30 protein-coding genes are annotated in these 26,941 nt (G+C 40.6%); 1 reads left to right on the top strand and 29 read right to left on the bottom strand.

Annotated elements, in window-relative coordinates; all coding sequences use genetic code 11:
• Positions 1-87: 87 nt before the first annotated feature.
• The 22 genes from aroA to ACCB35_RS13750 form a co-directional block, all read right to left on the bottom strand.
• Positions 88-1,380, bottom strand: coding sequence for a 3-phosphoshikimate 1-carboxyvinyltransferase (aroA, locus tag ACCB35_RS13645; protein ID WP_374054169.1), 1,293 nt, complete (start codon positions 1,378-1,380; stop codon positions 88-90).
• Between the two features lie 12 nt (positions 1,381-1,392).
• Positions 1,393-2,496, bottom strand: a complete 1,104-nt coding sequence (locus tag ACCB35_RS13650; RefSeq protein WP_374054170.1) for a prephenate dehydrogenase — start codon at positions 2,494-2,496, stop codon at positions 1,393-1,395.
• Positions 2,497-2,574: 78 nt separating this feature from the next.
• On the bottom strand, positions 2,575-3,675 hold the full coding sequence (gene hisC, locus ACCB35_RS13655; protein WP_374054171.1) for a histidinol-phosphate transaminase: 1,101 nt from the start codon (positions 3,673-3,675) through the stop codon (positions 2,575-2,577).
• Between the two features lie 37 nt (positions 3,676-3,712).
• Positions 3,713-4,078, bottom strand: coding sequence for a chorismate mutase (aroH, locus tag ACCB35_RS13660; protein WP_374054172.1), 366 nt, complete (start codon positions 4,076-4,078; stop codon positions 3,713-3,715).
• A 77-nt stretch (positions 4,079-4,155) separates the two neighbouring features.
• Positions 4,156-5,238 carry a 3-dehydroquinate synthase gene (gene aroB, locus ACCB35_RS13665; protein WP_374054173.1) on the bottom strand — a complete coding sequence of 361 codons (1,083 nt, stop codon included), beginning with the start codon at positions 5,236-5,238 and terminating at the stop codon, positions 4,156-4,158.
• A 3-nt stretch (positions 5,239-5,241) separates the two neighbouring features.
• Positions 5,242-6,414 carry a chorismate synthase gene (gene aroC, locus ACCB35_RS13670; protein WP_374054174.1) on the bottom strand — a complete coding sequence of 391 codons (1,173 nt, stop codon included), beginning with the start codon at positions 6,412-6,414 and terminating at the stop codon, positions 5,242-5,244.
• A 214-nt stretch (positions 6,415-6,628) separates the two neighbouring features.
• On the bottom strand, positions 6,629-7,402 hold the full coding sequence (locus tag ACCB35_RS13675) for a protein-glutamate O-methyltransferase CheR (protein ID WP_374057024.1): 774 nt from the start codon (positions 7,400-7,402) through the stop codon (positions 6,629-6,631).
• A 134-nt stretch (positions 7,403-7,536) separates the two neighbouring features.
• Positions 7,537-7,983, bottom strand: coding sequence for a nucleoside-diphosphate kinase (gene ndk, locus ACCB35_RS13680; RefSeq protein ID WP_044336325.1), 447 nt, complete (start codon positions 7,981-7,983; stop codon positions 7,537-7,539).
• A 102-nt stretch (positions 7,984-8,085) separates the two neighbouring features.
• A complete protein-coding gene (gene hepT, locus ACCB35_RS13685) occupies positions 8,086-9,048 on the bottom strand; it encodes a heptaprenyl diphosphate synthase component II (RefSeq protein WP_374054175.1) in 963 nt (320 codons plus the stop codon).
• Between the two features lie 27 nt (positions 9,049-9,075).
• Entirely contained in the window at positions 9,076-9,777 is a 702-nt protein-coding gene (locus ACCB35_RS13690; RefSeq protein WP_044336321.1) for a demethylmenaquinone methyltransferase, read from the bottom strand.
• A 5-nt stretch (positions 9,778-9,782) separates the two neighbouring features.
• Entirely contained in the window at positions 9,783-10,616 is an 834-nt protein-coding gene (locus ACCB35_RS13695) for a heptaprenyl diphosphate synthase component 1 (RefSeq protein ID WP_374054176.1), read from the bottom strand.
• A 196-nt stretch (positions 10,617-10,812) separates the two neighbouring features.
• The gene (mtrB, locus tag ACCB35_RS13700; RefSeq protein ID WP_044336317.1) at positions 10,813-11,037 is read right to left on the bottom strand and encodes a trp RNA-binding attenuation protein MtrB; all 225 of its coding nucleotides are present in this window, start codon (positions 11,035-11,037) and stop codon (positions 10,813-10,815) included.
• Between the two features lie 10 nt (positions 11,038-11,047).
• Complete coding sequence (gene folE, locus ACCB35_RS13705; RefSeq protein WP_374054177.1) at positions 11,048-11,614, bottom strand: GTP cyclohydrolase I FolE; 567 nt, start codon at positions 11,612-11,614, stop codon at positions 11,048-11,050.
• A 223-nt stretch (positions 11,615-11,837) separates the two neighbouring features.
• On the bottom strand, positions 11,838-12,110 hold the full coding sequence (locus tag ACCB35_RS13710) for an HU family DNA-binding protein (protein ID WP_034758336.1): 273 nt from the start codon (positions 12,108-12,110) through the stop codon (positions 11,838-11,840).
• A 690-nt stretch (positions 12,111-12,800) separates the two neighbouring features.
• Positions 12,801-14,279, bottom strand: a complete 1,479-nt coding sequence (spoIVA, locus tag ACCB35_RS13715) for a stage IV sporulation protein A (protein WP_044336311.1) — start codon at positions 14,277-14,279, stop codon at positions 12,801-12,803.
• A 251-nt stretch (positions 14,280-14,530) separates the two neighbouring features.
• Positions 14,531-15,241 carry a hypothetical protein gene (locus ACCB35_RS13720; RefSeq protein WP_374054178.1) on the bottom strand — a complete coding sequence of 237 codons (711 nt, stop codon included), beginning with the start codon at positions 15,239-15,241 and terminating at the stop codon, positions 14,531-14,533.
• 31 nt (positions 15,242-15,272) lie between these two features.
• Positions 15,273-15,473, bottom strand: a complete 201-nt coding sequence (locus ACCB35_RS13725; protein WP_044336309.1) for a DUF2768 domain-containing protein — start codon at positions 15,471-15,473, stop codon at positions 15,273-15,275.
• Positions 15,474-15,862: 389 nt separating this feature from the next.
• Positions 15,863-16,909 carry an NAD(P)H-dependent glycerol-3-phosphate dehydrogenase gene (locus ACCB35_RS13730; protein WP_374054179.1) on the bottom strand — a complete coding sequence of 349 codons (1,047 nt, stop codon included), beginning with the start codon at positions 16,907-16,909 and terminating at the stop codon, positions 15,863-15,865.
• A 16-nt stretch (positions 16,910-16,925) separates the two neighbouring features.
• Positions 16,926-18,236 carry a ribosome biogenesis GTPase Der gene (gene der / locus ACCB35_RS13735; RefSeq protein WP_374054180.1) on the bottom strand — a complete coding sequence of 437 codons (1,311 nt, stop codon included), beginning with the start codon at positions 18,234-18,236 and terminating at the stop codon, positions 16,926-16,928.
• Positions 18,237-18,404: 168 nt separating this feature from the next.
• Positions 18,405-18,596: a hypothetical protein gene (locus ACCB35_RS13740; protein WP_044336302.1), complete on the bottom strand. Its 192-nt coding sequence runs from the start codon at positions 18,594-18,596 to the stop codon at positions 18,405-18,407.
• Between the two features lies 1 nt (position 18,597).
• The gene (locus ACCB35_RS13745) at positions 18,598-19,488 is read right to left on the bottom strand and encodes a YIEGIA family protein (RefSeq protein ID WP_374054181.1); all 891 of its coding nucleotides are present in this window, start codon (positions 19,486-19,488) and stop codon (positions 18,598-18,600) included.
• A complete protein-coding gene (locus ACCB35_RS13750) occupies positions 19,485-20,039 on the bottom strand; it encodes a hypothetical protein (protein WP_374054182.1) in 555 nt (184 codons plus the stop codon). The genes ACCB35_RS13745 and ACCB35_RS13750 overlap by 4 nt, the downstream gene beginning before the upstream one ends.
• Positions 20,040-20,202: 163 nt before the next feature.
• Here ACCB35_RS13750 and ACCB35_RS13755 point away from each other — a divergent pair, with 163 nt between their 5' ends.
• A complete protein-coding gene (locus ACCB35_RS13755; protein WP_082051080.1) occupies positions 20,203-20,334 on the top strand; it encodes a YpzI family protein in 132 nt (43 codons plus the stop codon).
• Positions 20,335-20,857: 523 nt separating this feature from the next.
• On the opposite strand, the gene fni is transcribed toward ACCB35_RS13755, so the two are convergent.
• The 7 genes from fni to ypeB form a co-directional block, all read right to left on the bottom strand.
• On the bottom strand, positions 20,858-21,916 hold the full coding sequence (fni, locus tag ACCB35_RS13760) for a type 2 isopentenyl-diphosphate Delta-isomerase (RefSeq protein WP_374054183.1): 1,059 nt from the start codon (positions 21,914-21,916) through the stop codon (positions 20,858-20,860).
• A 12-nt stretch (positions 21,917-21,928) separates the two neighbouring features.
• Positions 21,929-23,062, bottom strand: a complete 1,134-nt coding sequence (gene rpsA / locus ACCB35_RS13765; RefSeq protein WP_044337917.1) for a 30S ribosomal protein S1 — start codon at positions 23,060-23,062, stop codon at positions 21,929-21,931.
• 122 nt (positions 23,063-23,184) lie between these two features.
• Positions 23,185-23,763, bottom strand: a complete 579-nt coding sequence (locus ACCB35_RS13770; protein ID WP_044336292.1) for a 1-acyl-sn-glycerol-3-phosphate acyltransferase — start codon at positions 23,761-23,763, stop codon at positions 23,185-23,187.
• Between the two features lies 1 nt (position 23,764).
• Positions 23,765-24,433: a (d)CMP kinase gene (cmk, locus tag ACCB35_RS13775; RefSeq protein ID WP_374054184.1), complete on the bottom strand. Its 669-nt coding sequence runs from the start codon at positions 24,431-24,433 to the stop codon at positions 23,765-23,767.
• Positions 24,434-24,534: 101 nt separating this feature from the next.
• On the bottom strand, positions 24,535-24,747 hold the full coding sequence (locus ACCB35_RS13780) for a YpfB family protein (protein ID WP_374054185.1): 213 nt from the start codon (positions 24,745-24,747) through the stop codon (positions 24,535-24,537).
• 34 nt (positions 24,748-24,781) lie between these two features.
• Positions 24,782-25,429 carry a flagellar brake protein gene (locus ACCB35_RS13785; RefSeq protein ID WP_374054186.1) on the bottom strand — a complete coding sequence of 216 codons (648 nt, stop codon included), beginning with the start codon at positions 25,427-25,429 and terminating at the stop codon, positions 24,782-24,784.
• Positions 25,430-25,580: 151 nt separating this feature from the next.
• A complete protein-coding gene (gene ypeB, locus ACCB35_RS13790; RefSeq protein WP_374054187.1) occupies positions 25,581-26,927 on the bottom strand; it encodes a germination protein YpeB in 1,347 nt (448 codons plus the stop codon).
• Positions 26,928-26,941: the final 14 nt, after the last annotated feature.

Raw genomic sequence — 26,941 nt, forward strand, 5'->3', positions numbered from 1 at the left:
GCGAAATCATGCTATGCATTCATATAAAAGGAGAGGTGAAAGGACTAAACCCCAGTCCAAACACCTCCCTCAAAGAGTTCATGTACATTATTTCTTTATCAGATGATTTATATGCTCAAAGAAAGCTGGATACGAAATGTTCACTGCACCCGCTCCTTCAAGATAGACGTCAGAATCCGTTATTAAAGAAGCTACAGCCAGTGTCATACCAATCCTGTGATCACCCCAGGAATGAACCTCACCGCCATGTAATGGCGTTTTCCCTTCAATGATCATCCCGTCATCCGTTCCTCGAATGTGAGCCCCAAGCTTCCCGAGCTCTTGAACAATGGCATCGATACGATTTGTTTCCTTAACCTTTAATTCTTCTGCATCCTTAATGGTTGTCTTCCCCTTTGCCTGGGAAGCTAACAAAGCGATAACAGGAATTTCATCAATTAACGAAGGAATCAGGTCTCCCCCAATTTCAATGCCAGTAAGATCAGAAGATTCCACCAGGATGTCACCTATCGGTTCACCATCTTTCGAACTCTCCATTATTTCTAAGGATGCACCCATTCGCTTCATCACTTCAACAATTCCTACGCGGGTTTCGTTAAGACCGACATTTTTCAGCAGCACTCTGCTACCAGGTACGATTGCAGCAGCTACCATAAAGAATGCTGCTGAGGAAATATCCCCTGGGACATAAACTTCAGTCCCTTTCAATACCTGACCGCCCTTTACTTTGATTGTATCTCCATGCCGCTCGATATGACCCCCAAATTCGATGATCATTTTTTCTGTATGATTTCTCGTTTTTTCCGGTTCTTCAATTTCAGTTATTCCTTCAGCCTGTAGTCCTGCTAAAATCAGGGCAGATTTCACCTGTGCACTGGCTACAGGTAATGAATAGTGAATCCCTTTGAGGTTCCCTCCCCGAATCGATAATGGAGTATAGTTACCTTCAGAACGACCATCTATTATTGTCCCAAACTTCTTCAATGGTTCCGTCACTCTTTTCATTGGGCGTTTTGCAATCGAGTCATCCCCAATAAGGACTGAATGAAATGGTCTTCCAGCCAAAATCCCCATGATAAGACGAGTAGTGGTACCCGAGTTCCCTACATCCAGGATGTCCTGTGGTTCTGTTAAATGATCCCACCCTTCGCCCTGAACAATTACTTTCTCCTCTGTCACTTGAATGTCTACACCTAACTTACGGAAGCATTCGATTGTACTTAAACAATCCTCTCCCATAAGAAAATTATGTATAACTGTTTTTCCTTCAGCAACCGAACCAAACATAACAGCCCGGTGAGAAATAGATTTATCCCCAGGAACCTGCAGTTCTCCATTTAGACCTTTTCGGGGGTTTATTAATTTCTTCTTTCCTTCCATCCTTATCACCCTTTATCCTAAGAATAATTCATAGCCCGTATTTTCTTTTAAACAGTTTAGAGCTCTTTCTCTATCTTCCAGTGTTTGAAAGCTAATGACTAATACTCCGTAAATATCCTCCCTCGTTTCCAGGATTCTAATGTTTGTTAAGCTTATGTTTTCATGAGCGAGGTAAGCTGTAACTTCAGATATCACCCCCGGATAATCCGGAACGTCCACAAATAGATCATAAAATGAGGGGATTGCCCCTTTTTCAAGGATTGGAAGATCATCCCTAAAGGTTTTCGCTTCACTAAAATAATCAAAAATTTTCTGTGCATCGTTCTCTTCGATGATGGTCATTACCTCATCCATCTCAGCTTTCCATTGTTTGAGGAGAGAAAGCAACACCGTTCTGTTCTGAAGCGTGATATCCTTCCACATTGTCGGATTTGAGGAGGCAATCCGTGTAATATCACGGAACCCGCCAGCAGCCAGTCGACGCAAATATGGGTGCTGTACAGATGATTCTTTCGCCTGATGAACAAGAGAAGCGGCAACAATATGTGGAAAATGACTAATCGTACCCGTTAATTCATCGTGTTCCTTTGGTTCTACGATCAGAAATTTGGCATTGGTTCCTTTCAGCCACTTTTGAAGCTCTTCCACTTTTTGGTCTGAAGCATCGGGACTGGGAGTCAACATATAAAAGGCATTCTCAAATAAGATTTCTTTTGCAGCTGCGACACCACTTTTATGAGAACCCGCCATTGGATGACCACCAATAAATTGAAACCCTTTTGAAGTCAACAGTTCGGAACACTTCATAATTTGTTCTTTCGTGCTCCCTGTGTCGGTGATTAAAACCGTTTCTTTTAAGGAGAATGTTTGAAATTGTTCAATGATTCTTTCAGTTTGAAATACTGGAGTCGAAATGATGATGAGGTCTGCTTTTTCAGCAGCAGACTGTAAGGAAAGAGTCATTTCATCGATAATTCCCAGTGACCTCGCCAAACGTAATTCTTTATGATTAACATCATGGCCAATGATTTTAGCATCGGGGTGTTCGCTCTTTATACAGAGCGCCAATGATCCTCCGATTAATCCCATGCCAATGACCAATACCGTCCCTTTCATAATTGCCCCCCTCATATGATTTGAAAAAAGTCGGTAAGGGCTGACATAGCGAAGCCCTTCCGACCATCTTTTTCCTTTTTACACTTGGTTTTGAAGGACTATAAATTCCTTCATTTTTTCAATAACCTCTTCGTTTTGATCATGAGAGCCGACAGTTACCCTTACAGAGTTAGGATACCCCAGAGCCTCTCCGGAACGCACAATGTATCCTTTGCTCATTAAGTATTGGAATACATCATCACCGCTGACACCGAAATCGATTAACACGAAATTTGCCTGTGATGGAAAAAAGTTCAGACCGTGTTCCCGGCAGAACTGGTAATACTGTTCCAATCCTTTGCGATTGCTTTCCCTGCATTCTCTGATAAACTCCTGATCTTCAACCGCTGCGGCTGCGGCTCCTTGACCTAAAGAATTATTATTAAACGGTTCACGGATCGGCTCTAACTTCCTAATCACATCTTCATTCGCAATTCCGAATCCTACCCTAAAGCCTGCTAATCCGTAAGCCTTTGAGAAAGTACGTGTAATTAATAATTGAGGGTACGATTTTAATAATTCCAATGAATCATAATAATCCTCGGCCACGACATATTCATAATAGGCTTCGTCCAAAACGACCAATACATGTGCGGGAACAGCATCCAGGAATGAGATGAGCTCTTCACTGCGAATATATTCCCCTGTTGGATTATTTGGTGAACAAAGCCAAACGACTGAGGTAGTTTCATCAACTTCAGCAAGCATTTGGGTTAACTGATGTCTACCAGCCGGATCAAGGGGAACTTCTCTTACCTCCGCCCCTTCAACAATAGCATTGTGCTTATACTGAGGGAAGGTCGGTTTCGCCATTACCGTGCTCTTATCACCATCTAATAAAGCTCTTGATATGATCTCTATCACTTCATCTGAACCATTCCCGAACAGTAATTGTCCAGGGCCAACAGATAGCTGTTCAGCCACCTTCATACGCAATTCTTTAGCGTAGCCGTCGGGATAAATGGCATGTGAAAAAGCGTTTGTTTTTAAAAAGGTTTCCACCTTTTTTGAGCATCCAAATGGATTTTCATTGGAAGCCAGCTTCACTACTTTCTCGAGATTGAATAGTTCTTTCACATCATCCATCGTTTTCCCGGGCTGATATGCTTTAAGATTTTGAATTTGAGATTTCCACTTCATGTTTAACTTCCTTTCAGACGTTTTCATCAAAGAGAGGCTAGTTATCTTTCAAGTCAGGACGTAAGCTGACTGCATTTTTCATGTAAATATGTTGTATGTCTTTCTGAGATGTTGAAGTATTATAGTGAATCATCACTCTAATACAGTATGACAATCCATGAGGGATATCCAACTCTTGCATGCACATAACGGGTACATATTTCCATTCTTCGAACCTTCTTAATGCTTTAGCAGGAAATACGCTCTTAATATCACTCGTGGCAGAAATAAATACTGATGCAACATCCTCTGCCATAATATTATTATGTAAAATCATTTCCTTTAAGAGACTTTCAGTTGAAAGGAGAACTTCCTTTTCATTGTCACAATCCGTCGTAGTGGCGCCTCGAACTCCCCTGATCATTCTTCCACTCCCTTTTTCTCCTTTGATTAAACACTCTCTTTTTGTTCTTGCGGGTTTTATTAAATCCAGAGTAGGCTTTACAACTGCCGGATAAACTCATCTGCCCGTCTTAAATCCCCGTCAGATACCTTCACCATCAATGGCTCGCCAATATCCTTCAATAACACAAAAACAGGATTTCCGAATTGGGACTTTTTATCATGCCTCATTCCCTCATATAATCTGTCAAATGTGATATGAGAGGGAATGTTTAGATTGTATCCAAGTGTAGTGACCCATTTAATAAATTCTTGTAGATTAAATGAAAGTCCGCAATACTGTTCACTAAGATAGAGAGCAAAGATCATCCCGATCATTACCGATTCACCATGAGTGCGATTTCCGTACCCGCTGGCACTTTCAACAGCGTGCCCATACGTATGTCCAAAATTTAAAAAAGCTCGTATATTCGACTCTCTTTCGTCCTTTGAAACAATATCACCTTTTACACGAATCCCTTTCATTAGGCAATCCGTTAAAAATTCCTTATCCATTTTTTCCGGAGAATGGAACGAATGCATTAATTCTTGTAAAAAGGTTCGATCGGATAAAAAAGCATGCTTGATCACTTCTGAAAATCCTGATAGCACTTCAGTTCTAGGTAAAGTTGTAAAATAATCTAAATCAAAAAACACACCTTCAGGCTGATAAAACTGCCCTACCATGTTTTTACCCAAGGGATGATTGATCGCAACCTTCCCTCCAACAGCACTATCATGAGCCAGTATCGTTGTAGGTACGCCTATGAATGGGATTCCCCTCATATAGGTGGAAGCGACGAAACCAGCAAGATCACCGATTGCCCCTCCTCCGAATGCTATCACCAGGGACCCTCGATCGATATGGTTTTTCAGGCCATGTGTGATGGCTTCTTCATAAACGGCAAAGCTTTTCGCGTGTTCGCCATTAGGAGCCTCATAAGTCGTCACTTCATACGATTGACTTAAAATCTCTGAGAAAGCTGTTCCATGGAGCTTGTAGACCTCTTTATCGGCAATGATCCATAATTTAGAGATAGTAGGAAAGGTCTTTTTAATAAAAGAAACAATTTCATTCGTCATTTCTACTCCAATTTTCACTTCATACGTTTTAGAAGCAGTTTGAATGGTTACATGTTTCATTCATTAATACTCCCTTGACTCTTGTCGTTGTCTATTAATATCTTCAGAAAGCTTATCGAATTGATCACTGTGAAATTGCTCTACAATTGCAGATGCAAGCTCCCATGCAACTACGGCTTCTGCCACTACGCTGGCAGCCGGTACGGCACAGCTATCCGATCTCTCGATGCTTGCTTTAAATGGCTCCTTCGTTTCAATATCCACGCTTTGCAATGGTTTATAAAGGGTAGGAATGGGCTTCATGACGCCTTTTACTCGGATTGGCATTCCAGTCGTCATACCGCCTTCAAATCCGCCTAAACGATTCGTTTTTCGGTAGTACCCTTGTTCTTCACTCCACGCGATCTCATCGTGAACTTCACTTCCAGGTTTTCGGGCCATTTCAAATCCTAAGCCGAATTCGACCCCTTTGAATGCGTTTATACTCATCACTGCCATGGCAATCTTCGCATCAAGTTTGCGATCATAATGAACGTAACTTCCTACTCCTGGGGGCATACCTTCTACGATGACTTCCACAACCCCACCAATGGAGTCTCCATTTTGTTTCGCCTGATCTATTAAGTCCATCATTTTTTGTGCCGCTTCTTCATCCAGGCATCTTACCGGAGATTCTTCGGTTATATGCTTGAGTTCACTAATAGAATCATAGTGTAGTTTCTCTGCTTTAATGCCACCAATTTCAAGAACATGCCCGACAACCTCGATACCTAATAGCTTTAACAATTTTTTGGCAACGGCTCCTGCCGCCACTCTAACAGTCGTTTCTCTTGCTGACGACCTTTCTAATACATTTCTCAGGTCCCTATGTCCATATTTCATTCCACCAACCAGATCTGCATGCCCCGGTCTTGGCCTTGAAATCTTTCTCTTTACCTCTTCTTCTTCTCCAGGCTCGAGAGCTTCGATACCCATTACTTTCGTCCAGTGAGTCCAGTCTTTATTCTCCACAACCAGTCCTAAAGGAGATCCCAGAGTGTATCCATGTCTTACTCCCCCAACAATGGAGGCCTGGTCCTTCTCGATTTGCATTCTTCGACCACGACCATACCCTTTTTGCCTTCTTGCCAGGTTATCATTGATATCCTCTGCTGCTAAAGGCATTCCAGCAGGCAGGCCTTCAATGATGGTCGTTAATTGTGGTCCATGTGATTCTCCAGATGTTAAGTATCTCATTTACTTTCCCCCTTCAACTCGTTAAAGAATTATGTACCAATATAACATAGAATTTATGTCATTTCCTAGTCCTTAAGTTTAAAAATTTTCTAACAATCTCTTTCCCTAAGATTAAAAAACGATGTGAACCCAATACATATGAACGCATCAGCTGAATGGTTACCATTAAGGAACCATTCAGCCGTATACTATATGCAGGTTGACATCGTCGTTTTTATATTTTTTTGTAGAAGAATGTGTCTTCTGTTTCAAAGCCATATTGAGAAGGATTAAAGAGTTGTTCTGTACTGCCTACAAATAGTACGCCGCCAGTTTTTAGTGAAGCATTGAATTTTTTATATAAAATGTTTTTTGCTTCTTCTGTAAAATAAATTAACACATTTCTGCAAACGATCAAGTCATAGTTCCCTTCAAACGGGTCAACCAAAAGGTTCTGTTGTTTGAATGTAACGGTTCTCTTAATTTCTTCATTCAGTTTAAAAAAGGGAGTTTCTTGAGTGAAAAATCGGGCTTTCATCTCTCTTGGGACCTCATTTAGTGATCGCTCAGGATAGATACCGTTCTTCGCTCGCTGAATCGCATTCTTATCAATGTCTGTAGCGTTGATGCATATTTGAGAAAGGGGCATGTACTTTGATAGCATCATAGCAAGGGTATAGGGCTCTTCCCCTGTAGAACAGGCTGCACTCCAGACTTTAGGGGTTTTCTGTTCACGTAACATTCTGGGTAAAATTTTCTTTTCAAGTACTTCCCACCGTTTGTAGTTGCGGTAGAACTCTGTAACGTTAATCGTCATCCGATCCAGGAACTCTTCCATTTCCTCTCTGTCCCGGGTCATGCTTCTGAAAAACTCTTGAAAACTCCCGTATCCCCTCTTTTCATAAAGGGCCGTTAATCTACGCTTCATTTGGGCTTCTTTGTAAAGGGATAAATCAATTCCGGTTTTGCGTTTTATCCCCTGTATGAATTCATAATAATCATTGGACATCGGATTCACTCTCTTTGCACCTTTTAAGTATGGATCTATATTAACTATATCGAACATTCAAGTGAAAAGTTAAACCGAAAAGCAAAAAAGCAAGTCGTCTTAAACGACTTGCTCTTCTGGTTATTATACGAAGATTAATAAACCCACTCATTCATTAACTTAGAATATTCAACTAGTTCCTCTTCTTTGAAGAATAATCCGATTTCTCTTACAGCGCTTTCTGCTGAATCGGATCCGTGAATAATATTCTTTCCGACTGTTAATCCGTAATCACCGCGGATTGTACCAAGTGCAGCATCCTTAGGATTTGTTGCACCCATCATTCCACGAGCTGTCGTGATAACGTTTTCACCTTGCCAAACCATTGCAAATACAGGTCCGGAAGTGATAAAGTCAACAAGTTCTCCAAAGAATGGTCTTTCCTTGTGCTCACCGTAATGCTCTTCAGCAAGCTCATTTGAAATGCTCATTAGCTTTGCCCCTACTAATTGAAAGCCCTTTTTTTCAAAACGTGATACGATATCACCGATTAACCCTCTTTGTACGCCGTCCGGCTTTACCATTAAAAATGTTTTTTCCATCTTCCCCACTCCTAAATATGTATGTATAGAAGTCCTAAGGACATCCCACGAAAATAGTAACACTGATTGGGGTTTTTGGCAACGTTTCCATTTTAAATTTTCTTAATATTTTCTCTTGCCGATATAGTTTGCGATATTTTTCAAAGTTTTCTTCACACGGTTATAAGGGAGATGATTTAAATCTTCCAATGCCCTGTCCAAATACATTCTACTAAGCTGATGGGATCGATCTATCGCATCCGTTGCTAAGATGGACGAAATGATTTCTTTCATCTCTTCAGGAGAAGTGTATTCAGTCACTCTTTCGATCTTCGTTTTCAGTTCAGGATTTTCCATTGCATATAAAATCGGCAGGGTGATATTCCCTTGCCATAGATCACTCCCAGCAGGCTTTCCAAGTTCTTCCTCACTTGCTGTAAGATCTAATATATCATCTGTAATCTGAAAGCTCATTCCCACATTATAACCAAAGCGAAAGAGGCGTCGATGGATTTCAGCAGGAGCACCTGATGAAATAGCGCCTATCTGACAGCTGACAGCAATAAGCAGAGCCGTTTTCCGTTTGATTCTGAGCAGGTAATCTCTCAGGTTTTGATCAAATCGATATTTATCTTTTATTTGAGCGATTTCACCCTTACACACTTCAACAATGGTACGAGAAAGTATTTGGTGCGCTTCAGGTGCTTTAATATTCGTCATATACTCGAGAGCACGTGCAAAAATGTAATCCCCGGTATACATAGCGATACGATTGTCCCATTGAGCTTTAATCGTCGGCTTTCCTCTTCTTAATTCTGCATCATCAATTACGTCATCATGAACGAGGGATGCCATATGAATTAACTCTAAAGCCACTGCTACATTTTTCACAATGTTAATATCATATTGTCCGAATTTTGCAGACAGCAAGACGAAAACAGGTCGGATTCTTTTACCACCTGCTTGTAGAAGGTGAAGGGACGCCTCTTGTAATAGTTGTGATTCTGACTCAATCGCAACTTCAAGTTCCTTTTCAATTTCATCTATATCCGTTTTTAGAAACGAATACATCCTGTTTAGCTTCATAGTTTTTCCACCTAATTTACGAATTTCTTACTTTCTGCCTGAATGCATAGCAGCCACTCCGCCACTATAGGGTTTCACGTGTATATCTTTAAAGCCTGCTTCTTCAAACATCTTTGCAAGCTCTTTCATCCCCGGAAAATCCCTTGCCGATTCCTGTAACCAGGAATATTCAGTAAAGCTCTTAGCAAAAATCTTTCCAAACATAGGCATCACAAAGCGAAAATACAAGTAATACATCTGCTTGAATCCGAACATGGTTGGTTGAGAGGTTTCAAGACAAACAGCCATTCCACCAGGCTTTACCACACGATTCATTTCTTTCAAAACATGGAGATAGTCTGGGACATTTCGTAAACCGAAGCCGATCGTAACATAATCAAACGTGTTATCTTCAAATGGCAGCTCCATTGCATTGCCGTGAATGAGCTCGATATTGTTCAAGTGGGAATGTTCTACTTTATCCCTGCCGATCGAGAGCATATTTTGACTGAAATCCAGCCCCACTACCTGTCCCGTTTCACCGACTTTTTCCCCTATCGCTAACGTCCAATCCGCGGTTCCACAGCAAACGTCCAGTGCCTTTGAGCCCGGCTCCACATTCATATGTTTCATGGTGTCTTTTCTCCACTTTTTATGTTGCTGGAAACTAATTACCGAATTCATCTTATCATAATTTGAGTATATCTTTTCAAATACTCCGTGGACTTTTTGTTCTTTGGACTGCTGCATTTCGTTTACCCTTCTTCCGCATATAGTTTCGTCATAGGTTGAGGCTCAGCATAAGGCAATAGCTCTACAATCAGCTTTTTAAAATATGGTGTTACCGGTTCTATCTTCTCTAGCTGAGTTTGAATGTTTTTCTTCGTTGACCCGATTAACTTATCCAGCTTTGAAAGCAAATGTCTGGACTCTTCCTTCGTTAGCTTTAAAGACGGTGTCTCGCTGCCTGAATCAATTGTTAATGTCGACAGGGCTTTTATGAAGCTCGTATCCTGGGCATGTTCTATACAAATTCTCTCTTGAACAAGCTTCTTGTATAGTAGGGCTTCTTCAACAATCATGCTCCATTTATCATCTTCAAAAAAACGAAAGAAGTTCGAAACGATCGCTGATTCTCTTGTCTTTAAGCTTGCCATTAGCTCATCAAGATTTTGATGTTCCTCTTTGTAGATGGAAATTTTGCTTTCGTTAATCTCTTTAATCGCTTTTGCTAATGTCGCGATAAGGTCTACATCATCTGTGTCAGCAAGGATTTTGTAATAGAGGCTGCTAAAGTATACTCCTGCAAGGACCGTAAGCTGTCTCTCCTTCAATGGATCAAGCTCAGAGATTGTAACCTTTTCATGGGTATCAAGGGCTATCTGCAATAACATGGCAGTCGAAATCCATTGTACAACTTCTTTATTCAAGGTCCGTCCCTCATTGACAAAAGGAAGGAGCAGGAAATAAATTCGGTCTCGATCAATGTATGGTTGATCGATGTATTCCTTTAAATAAGAGTGATGTAACTGCTCTTCTATGTATTGATGAATGATATTCGCTTGATGGTTACAATCAATGAATTTCATACCCTTTAATCCCCATTTCTACTATGTATCGGTCTAAAAATTTCAGCATTAAATATTATATCATAAAATCTTCAACAATAGGGAGTCGGACTTGTCCCTATATAAACCTGAGTATAACAAAGGGGACGACTACGAAGCTCACATCTTCTTAGTCAGTCCCACCTGTATCTCCCTTGGAACGTAAATTCTCGGAGTATTATTTCTTGTTATCACTTTCAACTTCACCGTAGCTTGTAACGATGGTTGCTTTCCCTCTAACTTTAATCGCAGAGGTATGATCAGTAAACTGAGCGATCATGACTTCACCTTTATCAAGCTTTTCTGAATGATGGAACCGGGTATCCGTTCCCCTCGTCAACCCAATCACATTCACACCATCTTCAATCGCTTTAATCACGATATAATCATTTGAATTCGTCATTGGCTCACTCCTAATTCTTTATAAAAGAAAGAACTTCGCTGCGTGCTTGAGCGTTTTCTTTAAACGAGCCTCTTACAGCGGTTGTCACTGTACTTGAACCAGGTTTCTTCACGCCTCTCATTGTCATGCACATATGCTCTGCTTCAACCACTACCATGGCACCATGAGGCTCCAGGGTTTCCATGATGGTATCTGCCACCGTGGAAGTGATTCTCTCTTGAAGCTGAGGACGTTTCGCTACAGATTCAACTGCTCTTGCCAATTTACTTAAGCCCGCCACTCGACCGTCTCTTGGAATATACGCCACATGAGCTTTCCCGTAGAACGGAACCAGGTGATGTTCGCACATTGAGTAAAATGGAATTTCCTTCACCAGCACAAGCTCTTCATGCTCTTCACTGAATATTGTTTCAAAGTATTCTTTCGGATCGTGATCGATTCCGGAAAATACTTCTGCATACATCTTCGCCACGCGTTTAGGCGTATCTAATAAACCTTCTCTATTAGGATTCTCTCCAATAGCTTCTAAAATTAATCGAACTGCTTCTTCTATTTGGCCATGATTGACTTGTGCCATTATGTTGTCCTCCTAAAATAACTTAAAGAAATAGTAACATTGTTAATATTAGCACAAGCCCATAATGTCATCAAAGACTAGTGCTTTAGAAGTTTTATAATATTATAAAACAGTCTATAATGGAATATTATTTCGTACATATTTTTTATTAGGAGAAACCATACTATAAATGAAAAAAGGCCGCATAAATATGCGGCCTTACTGATACGCTCAAAGTATGTAATTATTTTACAGCTTCTTTAAGCGCTTTACCTGGTTTAAAAGCAGGTACTTTGCTTGCTGAGATTTCGATCTCTTCACCTGTTTGTGGGTTGCGACCTTTACGGGCTGCACGCTCACGTACTTCGAAGTTACCGAATCCGATTAATTGTACTTTATCACCGTTTGCAAGTGAGTTTTGAATTGTATCGAAAACAGCGTCAACCGCTTTTGTAGCGTCCTTCTTAGATAGCTCAGCAGCTTCTGCAACAGCATTGATTAGTTCTGTCTTGTTCATGCCATTCACCTCCTCCCAAGGAAATGTCTCAGTCATGATTCATTTACTTTAATATCATTAGTAAACAAGTTTAGCGAATTCTATACATAAAGTGTAGAAAAAACGCTTGAAAACGTTGCTGAATCAATATTCAACAACAATTCTGTTAAAAGATTATCACAATAGATTAACCTTAGCAAGAATAAATCAAGAAATAATGGGAATCTTTTCTTATTTGAAACACAAATGTAATAGAATCCCTTTAGAGCCCTTTGTTCTTGCCGTCTATTCAACCTATCACTTCTTTCGAATGACTGCAACTATTACCCTCATCCTTCAGGTACTCTATCTTACTTCCCAACCTGATTATCCTCTAAACATCCACGAGGTTTTTTATATGTGGAAGAACCGATATAACTATTGGTGTTTAATTTGGATTCACACACTAAAAACCCTTTGAAATCAAGGTTTCCTTCGATTTAGCCGGCTAATTTCCATGTCATTTCCGACCCGTTAGCTCAGGGGGGATTTATAAATATTCACTTCGAAAACCAGTCTCTCAAATAAGGTAAAAAAGTTCGAATCATGTTTGGGAATAATAGAAATAAGAAAACCAATTTCTTTTGTTTCGTTCCTTTTATTCCACCCAAAACCTTTTCAGACATTCATTTTTCCGCAAAAAAAAGGACCTTCCAAGGAAGGCCAAAAGATTTATAGAATGATGGCGATTAATCCACCCGATCCTTCATTTATGATTCTTTCGAGCGTGTCTTTCAGTTTATATCTTGCATTTTCCGGCATTAAAGATAGTTTCGCTTGTATTCCTTCTCTCACGATGGAGCTTAAGCTTCTTCCAAAGATATCAGAATTCCAGATGGAAAGTGGGTCATCTTCAAAGTCTTGCATCAAGTAGCGCACCAGTTCTTCGCTCTGCTTTTCTGTACCGATAATCGGTTCGAACTTAGACTGTACATCCACCTTAATCATGTGTATGGATGGTGCCACTGCTTTTAAGCTGACTCCGAACCTTGACCCCTGCCTGATGATTTCCGGCTCATCCAGGCTCATATCATTTAACGACGGAGCAGCAATGCCATATCCAGTCTGCTTCACCATTCTTAATGCGTCAGAAATCTGGTCGTATTCCGCTTTCGCATGGGCGAAATCCTGCATTAATTCAAGGAGGTGATCCTTTCCACGGATTTCCACACCGACAATCTCCTTCAGTACTTCATCGTACAGCTCATCCGGAGCATACAGGTCGATTTCCGCAATCCCTTGACCCATATCGATTCCAGCGAGTCCTGCACGTTCAATATGATCAAATTCACTGAAGTAATGAACAACACGATCTACGTCCCGTAGGCGTTTAATATCCTTAACAGTTTCTTTCACGGCTTCCTGATAGTTCTGTCTGAGCCAATGCTCTTCTTTCAGAACCATGACCCAGCTTGGAAGGTTCACATTCACTTCCAGTACCGGGAATTCAAATAGTGCTTCTCTAAGCACATTGAGGACATCTGAGTCTCTCATGCTTTCCACACTCATGGAGAGTACCGGGATATCGTACTTATCTTGAAGCTTCACTCTTAGGTCTTCTGTCTCAGGAGCATGAGGCCTTGCCGAGTTGATTACCATGATGAATGGTTTACCTACTTCTTTCAATTCCTCAATAACTCTTTCTTCCGCTTCGATATAATCCCCTCTACCGATTTCCCCGATGGAACCATCCGTTGTTACAACAACCCCGATCGTGGAATGTTCCTGAATGACTTTACGCGTGCCGATTTCAGCCGCTTCATGGAACGGTATAGGCTCTTCATACCACGGTGTATTTATCATTCTGGGTCCATTTTCATCCTCGTATCCTTTTGCACCCGGAACCGTATATCCCACACAATCTACCAATCTCACATTCACTTCCAACCCCTCATCCACGTGAACGGAAATGGCTTGATTAGGAACAAACTTTGGTTCTGTAGTCATGATGGTCTTACCTGCAGCGCTTTGAGGTAGTTCATCCTGCGCTCTTGCACGTTCTGATTCACTGGCGATGTTAGGAAGGACTACAAGTTCCATGAATTTCTTAATGAATGTTGATTTTCCTGTTCTAACTGCTCCTACCACACCTAAATAGATATCTCCGCCTGTTCTTTCGGCAATGTCCTTAAATAGATCGACTCTTTCCAAGAGATTCCCTCCCATCTTATATTCCAGGGATGTTTCATCCGTGTATTCTGTCTCACATTCTATATTTATGATGTTGTCCTAATGACTTATGACTATTAATATGCTTTTTTTCCCTCCTTATGATTAAAAGTATAAAAATTTATTATGTCTGAGCATTTATGATCATTTGTTTTGGTGAAATTCCCCTAAAAGGATGACATAAAAATAATAACCCTTCTCTTACAATATATTTTGCAAGAAAAGGGTTATGCCTATTTTGTCATAAAGACAGGTTCGTTATTTTCATCCACCGTATAGGGTAAAGAATACGCCGGAACAAAAAAGGTGTCCTCGACAAGTAAATTCCGGATATCTACACCAGGTTCAAGTTCTTTATCATTGGTTTCGATCTTTTCAAATAAGTCCATTGAGTAATCTACAAAAATATCACCATCACCATTAATGACAAGGGGAAGATTTTTGTTTGAATAAGGGCTATTCACATACACTTCGCCATCGTAACCCAGTTCTTTATAATTTAATGTGTACACATTATTGGCCACTTCCTCTTTAAATGGCGGGTAACCTTGAGCTTCAATTCTGATTTTCAATTCTCTTATTTGTTCCGCCAGCCTAAGGTCAAAAATCTTGACTTGAGGATCTTCCTCCACGTCAGTCAAAACATATTGAAAAATCCCACCGTTTTCAAAAGCATTCCCTGGAATCTCCGCCAAGTACTGAGGGGAAAGCTTTCTGAAATCAATCGGATACTTCTGATAAAGGGGCGTATCCTGGTCTCTTGTTTTAATCGGAAGTAACCCATCATTGTCCTTCTGATAGGTTTCGACCGCATCTTGTACAGCTTTCACCTGTGTTTCATAAGGAATCTGATTCTGACTAAGCTCTTCTTCAGGGTACAAACATCCAGAAAGAATACTCATAGCTAAAACAAGAAGAAATGCAGTTAAACCTAAGCGCTTCAATCTAAAAACGTCCTTTCAATTGGGCAGCCACCTAATTGGTTGGTCCACTAAATACTATATAGATCATCATGAGTCCACCAGCAATCATCAGTATGTAGGCCATGAATGCTGTTATAAAACGCAAGAATTTTTGTTTGATTTTATACCGGCTAAAATAGATCGTTAATATGGCAAAAAACATGAATCCCATAGATGCAAACGAAATCCACATCTTCATCATTGAATCCAACATACATCCCTCCTGTTATCGAATGTATTATATCATAAGATTTTTACAAAGGAATAGAAAAGAATGGTTGTTCATCAATCTGTTACAAACGATAGAGAGACTTTTCCTGCATATCATCTTCCTTTAGGAGAACTTTTCAAAAAAAAGAGCCTCTCATGCATTTCATCATCGATTGATGTTAAAATACATGAGCTGCTCTAAACAAAGGGAGACCTACCCATCCATAGGCAAAGCTGTATATATTCATCACAGTGTATGCAACAGGATCATGGTTCGCATCCTCGAATGCCTATTATTCCAAGATTAATTCATCGTTTTTTAAAGAAATGTCCAATTCTTTGAAATCATTAGTCTTGAAGTATGATAAGGGCGCCCTATGAAAAAAAATCAGCTTAATTTAACCGCTCACCGAGAATATTCACAAGGTCTTCCATTTCGTTTGTTTTACCACGACCCATTAAATGGTCAACCGCTTCTTTCGCTTCTACCTTATTAAAGAGCACATCATACAGAGCATTGGTAATCGGCATATTCACTTCGTACTTTTCTGCCAGCTGGTGAGCCGCTTTGGTTGTCCGTACACCTTCTACGACCATCCCCATATTGTCCAGGACCTCATCAAGGTTATGACCCTTACCAAGCATGTTTCCCGCCCTCCAGTTTCTTGAGTGTACACTAGTACACGTAACAATCAAATCACCAATACCTGTTAAACCTGAAAACGTTAATGGGTTAGCTCCCATCTTAGTTCCCAAACGGGCTATTTCTGCAAGTCCTCTCGTAATAAGAGCAGCTTTTGCATTATCTCCATATCCTAGGCCGTCTGTAATTCCGGCTGCAAGGGCAATGATATTCTTTAGGGCCCCACCAATTTCAACCCCGAGCATATCCGGATTCGTATACACACGAAAATTCATGTTCATAAATAAGTCCTGAATCTCTTCAGCCGCCTTCATATCCTTAGAGGAAACGGTCACAGTCGTTGGGTGTCTGAGACTCACTTCTTCTGCGTGACTAGGTCCAGACAGTACCACCACTGTATGTAATTTAGCAGGATCCATTTCATCTTCAATCATTTCTGAGATTCTTAGAAGGGAATCAGGTTCAATTCCCTTACTAACATGGACAACGGTTAGTGGTGCACTCTGAACCTCTTGAATCTGCCCCAATACTCCACGAATCGCCTTCGTTGGAACAGCCAGGATGATGGTATCAACGCTTTCTAAGGACTCTTTAAGATCGTAATAACCTTTGATGGATTCTGGCAGGTTAACCTCCTTCAAATACTTTTGGTTGGTATGATGAGTATTAATTTCATCGATCTGTTCTTTTTTGTGTCCCCATAACCTTACTTCCAAGTCATTATCAGCCAGGACCATAGCAAGAGCCGTACCCCAGCTTCCTGCGCCAACAACAGTTATTGTCTTTGAACTTTTCATTTTTACACCCACCTTATTATTTTCTTGCGCGAGCAATAATACGAATAGGAGTTCCTTCAAATCCAAATGCATCACGGATTCTATTTTCCAAGAATCGTTCGTATGAGAAGTGCATTAATTCAGGATCATTAACAAATACCACAAAAGTCGGCGGTTTGACAGCTACTTGCGTGGCATAGTAGATCCGGAGTCTTTTACCATTGTCTGTTGGAGTCGGGTTCATTGCCACTGCATCCATGACCACTTCATTCAACACGCTGGATTGCACTCGCAGAGCGTGATTTTCACTCGCCATATTAATGATCGGAAGCAATGTATGGATGCGTCTCTTCGTTTTGGCAGACAGGAAAACAATCGGAGCATAATCAAGGAATTGAAAATGTTCGCGTATGTTCTTTTCCCATTTGTTCATGGTTTTCTCGTCTTTTTCTACGGCGTCCCATTTGTTCACTACGATCACGACTGCACGGCCTGCATCATGAGCATACCCGGCAATTTTCTTATCTTGCTCGATAATCCCTTCTTCTCCATCAATGACAGATAAGACGACATCGGAACGTTCGATTGCTCTGAGCGCTCTTAACACACTGTACTTTTCAGTGGTTTCATATACTTTACCTTTTTTCCTCATGCCTGCGGTATCAATGATTACATAATCCTGTCCATCATAGGTATAGGAGGAATCAATCGCATCTCTTGTAGTCCCTGCAACGTTACTCACAATCACACGCTCTTCACCTAGCAAAGCATTGACTAAGGAAGATTTCCCAACGTTCGGACGGCCAATCAATGAAAATTTGATCACATCTTCCGCATAATCCTCTTCTTCTTCATGTTTGAAGTTTTTCACAACTTCATCAAGAAGATCTCCCAAGCCAAGTCCATGTGAACCTGAAATAGGATACGGCTCGCCAAATCCTAAAGAGTAAAAATCATAGATCATTTCTCTCATTTCAGGATTATCAATCTTATTAATGCCCAGTACGACCGGTTTCTTCGAACGATAAAGGATTTTTGCTACGATTTCATCCGCTGCTGTTACTCCTTCACGTCCATTCGTCAAGAATACGATCACATCCGCTTCATCAATAGCGATTTCAGCCTGCTGTCTGATTTGATCCAGGAATGGTTCATTCCCGAGTTCAATTCCGCCTGTATCTATAATGTTAAATTCATGCGTCAGCCACTCAGCAGAACTATATATACGGTCTCTTGTTACACCAGGTACATCTTCAACAATGGATATTCGTTCTCCAACAATTCTATTAAAGATCGTGGACTTCCCAACGTTTGGACGCCCTACGATTGCTACTACTGGTTTTGTCACGTTATTCACCCTTTCTGTAAGAAGGTTGTCCTATTCTTACATTTCCTCTTTTTAGCCATTTCAATCATAATCTATGCATAAGAAGGACTGGCCCTTAAGGTTTCGTTTCCTTATGGGACAGTCCCCCCCTAACTTAACTATTCTATCAATAAAAGAATAAACTGGCAATCAATGTTTTACAATGATAAATAGCCCTTCATCCAGTTCATGAGCAATGCCATCCAGTATCGCCTCTAAATTCGCACAGATTTTCTGCAATTCTTCATCTGTTTTACAATAAAAGACGCTTGTTCCACTTGGAACCTTTTCAGGGGATGTCGTAACCGTAGCGAGAATAAACTTCTGGATAGATGTACTCACTCTAATCTCCCCCTTCTTTATTTGCCTTTGATTCAGACGGCATTCTTATCGCATTTTCCAAAGTCGGTACCTGCCCCAGAATGGCAATCGCTTTTTCAACATCTTTCCTCTGGGGAAGGAGGAATACACCTATTCGTCCATCATCCAAATCCCTTTTAGCAAGGGGGGTTAATGCAGGAGTTCCTGAATCTTTAAAAATCCCCAACGAAGTAGACATATCATGAAGAATCGCTTGCCTTTGACCAAGATTTGCTATCGTCGATCTGGCATCAAATGATTTTGGGGAAAGAACAAACCCCATTCCATACCTTAAAATTTCTTCTTGCCTTACCTTTAATCCGATATTCATGATATAAATATTATCAACGTAAAGTCCTGCTCCATCGAAATGAGGCTTAACATATTCGATGTTTACAATGTCTTTCAACCTGCCTCCAGCCATCAATTTATGAGAAGCGAACATACAAATCGCACTGATCAAAAGTGCAACATAGAAGTTAAACACAATAAAGGCTATAGTGGCTAAGAGAGAAGTGAAAATAACCAAGTAATTACGACTTTCAAAGGCTATGGCGATTCCCTCGATGTATGTAGCCCCTCTCGGAACAAGTTCATAAGCATCTAATTCTGTTAATGTATTTCTCTCCATATTTCGTACGTCCCGAAATTGAGAAGCAGCAACGGTCAAAAAGGTAATGGCCGTAAAGTTCTCCTCAAGCAAAGCAGGAATCGCAATAGTACCTAGGCCAGCAGCAATGAATCCAAGAGCGATATGTATAATCTTCCCATGCAAATAAGTGGGATATTGGCGATAGTCTGTACGCAGCATATAAATTCTGGTTAATGTCCCCACTACTACTCCGAAGATGACCGGATACACATACTCATTCATAGATTTTTCATTTCCCCTTTGTTTGTTTGTACTTTGACGTTAAATAGCTGATTTATTTCTCCAAACACCTTGATGGTCAGAAGGATTCCAGTAGAAATAGCCAAGACATCCAGATAAACAGGACCACCGATAGGATACATAAACCCTACCTTCTTTAATGGAATGCTCAGAAAGACCTCTCCTACTATACTGCTCCCTGTAATTGCGATCATCCGGTGCATGTATGAAGATGAGCTATAGAAAAGAACACCCAGGAAAGCAAGGAATAGAGCAATGATAAGGTTTCGATCAATGAACATAAGGACAGGATCATAAATAGCCACTAATCCTATGCCTGCATATAGCATCCCCATCGTCAGAATGGCTACAAGCATGTATAACTTCTCTCTCAAACTGAAAATTCTTAAGTAATGGATACAAATAAGACCTATAATAAAAACCGGTGCTGCGACCTCCACAGAACCTACTTTCACACCATAAGGAAACAGGCATAATAGCACTAAACACATGAATGAATAACGGAAACGATATGGGTGTGCCTTTTTCATCATAAACGTCGTATAAATCCAAATTCCCCAAAGCAACCAAAAATACAGGATCCCATCCACAATCGCTCACTCCCTCCTATTATCTACATTATGGAAAATCTTTATGTATCTCATTCATGTATGAATCAACTTTTCAAAGAAAAAATAAGAAAGGGAGGTGTTTACGATGGGTAAAGATCGTCAAGAAAAGAAACTAAAACAAAGCAAACGAGTAGAATCAGACCGGGACCAGGGCCTGCACTACAACGGAGCAACAAGCCTGCAAGGACCGGAAGAAGCCAAAAGAGAACAGAGGTAACCCGAAAAGCGGAGGCGGCTTGATCAGAGGCGAAAAGCATAAGGCGAACATGCCGGAAAGGCGCTTTTTGCCTTTTTGGCATGTTTGACTTATGACCTCGAGCCTCTAGCCGCCGGAGCTGGACATATCGAAAAGCGGAAGGGGCTTGCTCTGGGGCGACAAGCATAAGACGAGTAACCCGGAAAGGCGCTCTTTGCCTTTTTGGGTTACTTGGCTTATGACCTCGAGCCCCAAGCCCCTGGAGCTGGACATATCGAAAAGCGGAGGCGGCTTGCCCAGGCCCGACAAGCATACTGGGCTTGGAAATTTCATGGGCAAACAATAATCCAGCCGAAATTCTATTTAATTCGGCCGTTTTAAATGAAAATACAGCGGAAATGGTCTGGAATCCGGCCGTTTTGAACAAAAATCCAGCCGGATCATGGCATAATCCAGCCGTTTTACAAAAATATCAAAAAAAAAAAAACACAACTCAACTCATGCAACAAAAAAGAACGAATTCTCAAAAGAGAATTCGTTCTTTTTACTTATTAAACGTCCTATTACTATATTCTCCAGGATTCAATCCTCTTACTTCCAACCAATGATACACATCACCGGACAAAATAAGCGGTGCTCTGTGGAGTTCATCTATCCGTCTGCACCCAAGGGCACACATTAAAAACCGAATATCCGTATGAATCTGATTCACTTCATCAATGGTATCCTTTAGACCGGATTCCAGAAGCTGTTTGAGAATGACTCCGGCCATCCCTACAGCGGATGCCCCTAAACCTAGAGACTTGACGATGTCTAAGCTATTCTGGACACCCCCGGAAGCAAGAATCGGCTTCAAGGATGTTGCATGGCTCTCAGCGATTGCTATGGCAGTAGGAATCCCCCAATCATCGAAAAAATCCAACATTCGTTCTCGTCGTTGATTTTCGATTTTCGAGAAGTTTGTTCCACCAAAGCCTCCAACATCTATGGCTGAAATATTTGAGCGGGACAAGGATTCCGCAGCCTCTTTACTGATACCAAAACCCGTCTCTTTCACAATGACAGGTACTGAAATACCACCAGCAATTTCCTGTATTCTCTCCAAGGCGCCTCTGAAGTCACGGTCACCTTCAGGCATGGTTAATTCCTGTATGACATTTAAGTGGATCTGAAGGGCATCGGCTCTAATCATCTCCACGGCATCTTTTGCCTGTTGAACAGTTGCTTCGCTCCCTAAATTCCCAAAAACGATTCCGTTTGGATTATTCTGGCGAACGATTTCATATGTCTTTCGTTCAGAAGGGTCTTTAAGGGCAGACATTTGAGAACCGACAGCTATCGCCAGACCGGTTTCCCGTGCAAGGATTGATAATTCTTCATTGATTTTAGAGGTTGATTCTCCACCGCCCCCTGTCATAGCATTTATGAAAATTGGCGAACTCCAATTAAGTTCGCCAATTTGTGTTTGTAGATGAACTTCATCTACTGCTATATTCGGTAAGGCCTGGTGGACAAAAGCAACTTCATCAAAACCTGTTCTGCGCTGTTGACCAGTTGATAAAGCGTAGTTAATGTGGTCTTGTTTTCTTTGAGCTCTTGTCACTATTCATCACCATTACTTAAGGTCTTTTAATTTGTCACCGATCATTTCACCCAATTGGAAACCGGTATTCTCTTCGGGCATTTCGTAATCCGTTACTTCTTCCTCTTTTTCTTCAAGGGACTTAATGCTTAACGATAAGCGCTGCTCGTTCTCGTTAACATCGAGTACCTTCACTTTCACTTCTTGATTTTCCTGAAGGACTTCATGTGGGGTACCGATGTGTTTGTGTGATATTTGAGAGATATGAACAAGCCCTTCGACACCAGGTAACACTTCTACAAATGCTCCATAAGATACTAAGCGTTTAACCACTCCGTCCAGGACACTGCCTTTAGGGGCTCTCTCAGAAATATCACTCCAAGGTCCAGGTAGTGTTTCTTTAATGGATAGTGAAATACGTTCGTTGTCACGATCGACGCTTAATACTTTCACTTGTACTTTTTGTCCCTCGGTTACTACGTCTGAAGGCTTTTCAACGTGTTCATGGGAGAGCTGAGAAATATGGACCAATCCATCTACTCCACCGATGTCTACGAACGCTCCGAAATCTGTAATACGCTGAACTGTACCCTCAAGGACAGCACCAGATTCAATATCCGTAAGAAGCTGTTTCTTCTGCTGCTGCTTTTCTGCTTCTACAACAGCACGGTGTGAGAGGATTAGACGATTTTTCTCCTGGTCCAATTCCACAATCTTGAACGTTAAAGTTTTATCCTTATAGTCCGAGAAATCCTCAACATAATAATCTTCCACTAATGATGCAGGAACGAAACCCCTGACCCCAAGATCAACTACAAGTCCGCCCTTTACAACATCCTTCACTTCCGCTTCAAAGACGTCGCCATTCTCAAAGCGAACTTTCATTTCTTCCCATGCTTTTTCTGCATCTACTTTACGTTTAGAAAGAACCAGAAGTTCTTCTTCAACTTTCGTCACGATTAACTCAAGTACATCCCCTTCACTGACTACATCAGAAGCTTTTTCGATATGAAGGCTTGAGAGTTCACTAATTGGAATGATGCCATCCACTTTGCTATCTTGAACGTCAACTAAGACTTGTTTCTCTTCAACCTTAGTGACTGTTCCTTTAACTTTTTCACCAATTTCAAGATTTTTCACTTCAATTCCATTCATGTCTTCCATTATGTACTCCTCCTTAATCCATGACTGCAAAGATTTTGATAATTGTGAGACTTCACAATTTAAAATATTCTTTCTACTAACTTCTAATAAATACTACTATTTGTCAAGCGAGAAAGCTCATGTTATTAATGCTCGTGTATGAGTTTTTCAATATTCTGCATGATAATCTCAGTCGTTTTCTCTGCATTTAATCTCTCTTCGCGAATGCCTTCCATAGGAATGGGGGGCCCGAAAACGACTTTTAATTTCTTGAAGGGTTTATATGGTCCTATGATCGCACATGGTACAACGTAAGCATCGGAACGAAGAGCAAAGAATCCGGCTCCAGCCAATCCCTTACCTATTTTCCCTGTCTTACTTCTAGTACCCTCTGGAAACAGTCCTAAAACATCACCTTGTTTAAGAACCTGTAAACCTTTCCGGAGTGCTTCCCTGTCACTCATTCCCCTTTTGACCGGGAATGCCCGTAAATCAGGTAATAGCTTACCCAATACCGGGACACTGAAAAGCTCCTCTTTAGCCATGAACGAAACAGGTCTGGGAGCTGATATCCCTACCACCGGCGGATCTAAGTTATCAATATGATTGGCACATAACAGGACTCCCCCGTCCTTAGGAAAATGCTCTAACCCCTGTACTTCGATACGATATAGAGGGGTAAGAATCGATTTAACGAGACCTTTAGCAAAGGAATACAAGTTCACATTAACCTTTCCTTTCTACTAACATCATAATTTGATCCACTACTTCTGAAATGGACAATGAAGTTGTGTCTATTTCAATTGCGTCATCCGCTTTCTTAAGAGGAGCCACTTCTCTTTCTGAATCGATTTTATCACGGCGAGCGATGTCTTCTTTCAATTGCTTCAAGTCAGAAGGAAATCCTTTCGATACATTTTCTTCATGTCTTCTTTGAGCTCTTTCTTCTACACTCGCTAATAGGAATACTTTAATTTCAGCGTCAGGAATTACGTGAGTCCCGATATCTCTTCCATCCATTACAACAGCACCCTGTTCAGCTAACTGTTGCTGTCTATTCACCATCTCTTCTCTAACTTGAGAATGAACCGCCACATGAGATACAGAATTGGTAACGACGGCTTGACGAATTTCATCTGTCACATTTTCTCCGTCTACATATACAATTTGACCATCTTCAGTCGGTTCAAGCGTGATTTTTGTTTGAGCTAATAATTCCTTCAACTCATTTTCATCATGCAAGTCTATATTCTGTTTCAAAGCTTTATACGTTAATGAGCGGTACATCGCCCCAGTATCAATATAAAGATAAGATAATTTCCCTGCTACAATTTTCGCCACAGTACTTTTCCCTGCAGCTGCAGGACCATCGATCGCAATTCTTAATTTCTTCAACTAATCCACCTACTTAATTTCCTAATAATTTTCTTACCTATTTTAACATAAATCTCACACCACGTTGAAAGAATCTTTATTCAAAAAAAAAGAGCAGGCAATCAATTACCTGCTTTACCGGATAAGGTTTCGACTATTTCGCTGTACTCCATTTTTTCGACGCCTTCATAAAAAACGATCTTATTGAGCTCCGGAAGGATATTTAATTCATGGATGACAAATTGTACCGCTATTAATAAAATGAAATGAATAATGACTAACTTGATTAATATTCGCTCAACGGATTTAATTGTAATCACCCTTTTCCTATTCATAATTATAGAAAAAGTATGTGTAAATTGTGGAATTTTATTCAAGTAACCCTTTTTTTCTTAAATTTAACTGTCTTTCAAAACAATATCTTAAAATAAGCTGACGTTGATTTTCTGTTAAATGTACAAATTCAATACTTGCAACTTTTTTGTGACCTTTTTCCCAGACGCGGATAACTTTCCCTTCTATTTCTACATACTGGTTCTCACCCGTTTGCATAGGTAAAACGATGGTAGTTGATATGTTAGAACCACTTTTTAGGTCCATTCCCTCTCTCACCAATACCGCGCATCCTCCTGCACTTATATCCTCTGTAATCGTAGGAAAATAATTCTCATTTATTTTTATTGAAATATCTGTGTTCGCTTCCACTCGCACAAACTGTCTTCTTTGGACCTTTTCTAAACCTTCCTCACCTGGATAATGAATGTGGATCATGGGTATTTTCGATAGTTTGCGACCCTTCACTTCTGTTTCAAACATAAGTACTGTCTGTTCATGAACGATGAAGCTTGCTTTAAGTTGTGTACCATCTATTAAGAAGACGGCTTTCTCTGTTTTTGTATGAATAGGGTAATCGATAAAGAGCCCTTCTTCCCCGATCTCAACGACCCGGCACCTATACCGTTCAAAGCTATCATTATGTATGGGTTCCAACTGCAACGTTGTGCCTATTTTTATCATAGTAAAATACTCCCACTTCCCGTTTTGTGTATCTATATTATGGCATGACATTCCTCACCTTTCCATACCTTTTTAAATCTCTATTCTGAATTTTTCTACATCTAAAGAATAGGGACGGACCTCCACATCTGAGGTCCGTCCCTTTAAAAGCTTAGACGACTTCTTCATAAATCGGTTCTGCTTTTCTGAGCTTCTCTACTTTTTCTTCTTCTCCTGTGTTTGCATTGATAAATATTCTAAAGGTATCTTTACCCAGCATACCTAAGAATTCGTAGCATAGCACTTCTTCATTAAGATCATTCACAATTACCGCTTTGCGTTCTTCCATTACTTTTAGATTAGGGTTTGTCGTTTCTTTAGCTTCTGCTTGTGTAATGGACGGTTGTCCGATTTCTCTGTCATGATTATTCTTCAAGTATTCTTCGGCAGCAAAACCGACGATTTGTCCATTATCCAATGCTACCTTAATTTTAACAGAGTCCGGATATATCCTTACACCGTCCAATACTGTCACATAGGTGAAAATACCAATGTTGTCATACTGTGCACTTTCAAATAGTTCTAATTTCTCAAAGTCGTTATCCTCCAGGAAGGCAGTCGCTTTCTCCGCCGCTTTATTTAAGCTGATTTTTGCTTCCTGGACTTCCCGATTGTTGATATACCAGATTGGATACCCACCTTTTTGAGTAATATCCATACTTGCATGGGTTTTACCTTTTTCAACCGTAACACTATAAAATTTATAGTCAGAGCCTTTTCCGCTCTTTGTTACTTTTGCATCAACCTTCTCACTTATCCCGGAATATTTTCTTAAGATTGAAACAGCCTCGTTCTTTGAAATCTCTTTCCCTTTAATCTTCTGAAAATTCTGGTCTTTCTTCTCGGTATTCACAAATGTTGTAGAACCAAAGTTTGCTTCATCATATCCGGAAACATTTTTTTCAACGGTTTTAAAACCATCGATAATGGTGTTATCAGCCTGTTCATTTCCAGACGCCAAAGCAAGCTCTACATCCATCCATCTCAGGTTGTTCTCCATAACCAGATGTTGAACCTTTCTTAACTGATTCTGAATATCTGCACTTTGCTCATATAAATTTTCAAGCGATTTATATTCTTTATCCGTTAATGGATTCTTGTCTAAATCCCTCACTGCTACTCGGTAGCTGAAATCTCCAATATTACTCAGGAACTCTTCTGTTTTATTAAAAGGCAGAAGTGTTAATGGAAGCTGCCCTACATCGCTGTGTGCCTGTGAAGTTAACCTCCACACATCGGCGAGGGCCGGAGATAATGATTTCCTTGAATTCATTGCAAGAGTCGAACCGATTTTATCGTGAAGCAGATCCACTTGATAAGTTAACTCATGAAACGCTCTTTGATAGTTGTTTTCAGCATTGATTAATATCGCATTTTTTTCCTGATGCTCTTGATAACCCCAGAAAGCGGTTCCTGCAACACCAAGGACGAGTACCGTAATAAGAATGACACGTAGCAATTTAATTCACCTCT

Source organism: Rossellomorea sp. FM04394, assembly GCF_041889765.1.
GTDB lineage: Bacteria > Bacillota > Bacilli > Bacillales > Bacillaceae_B > Rossellomorea > Rossellomorea aquimaris_B.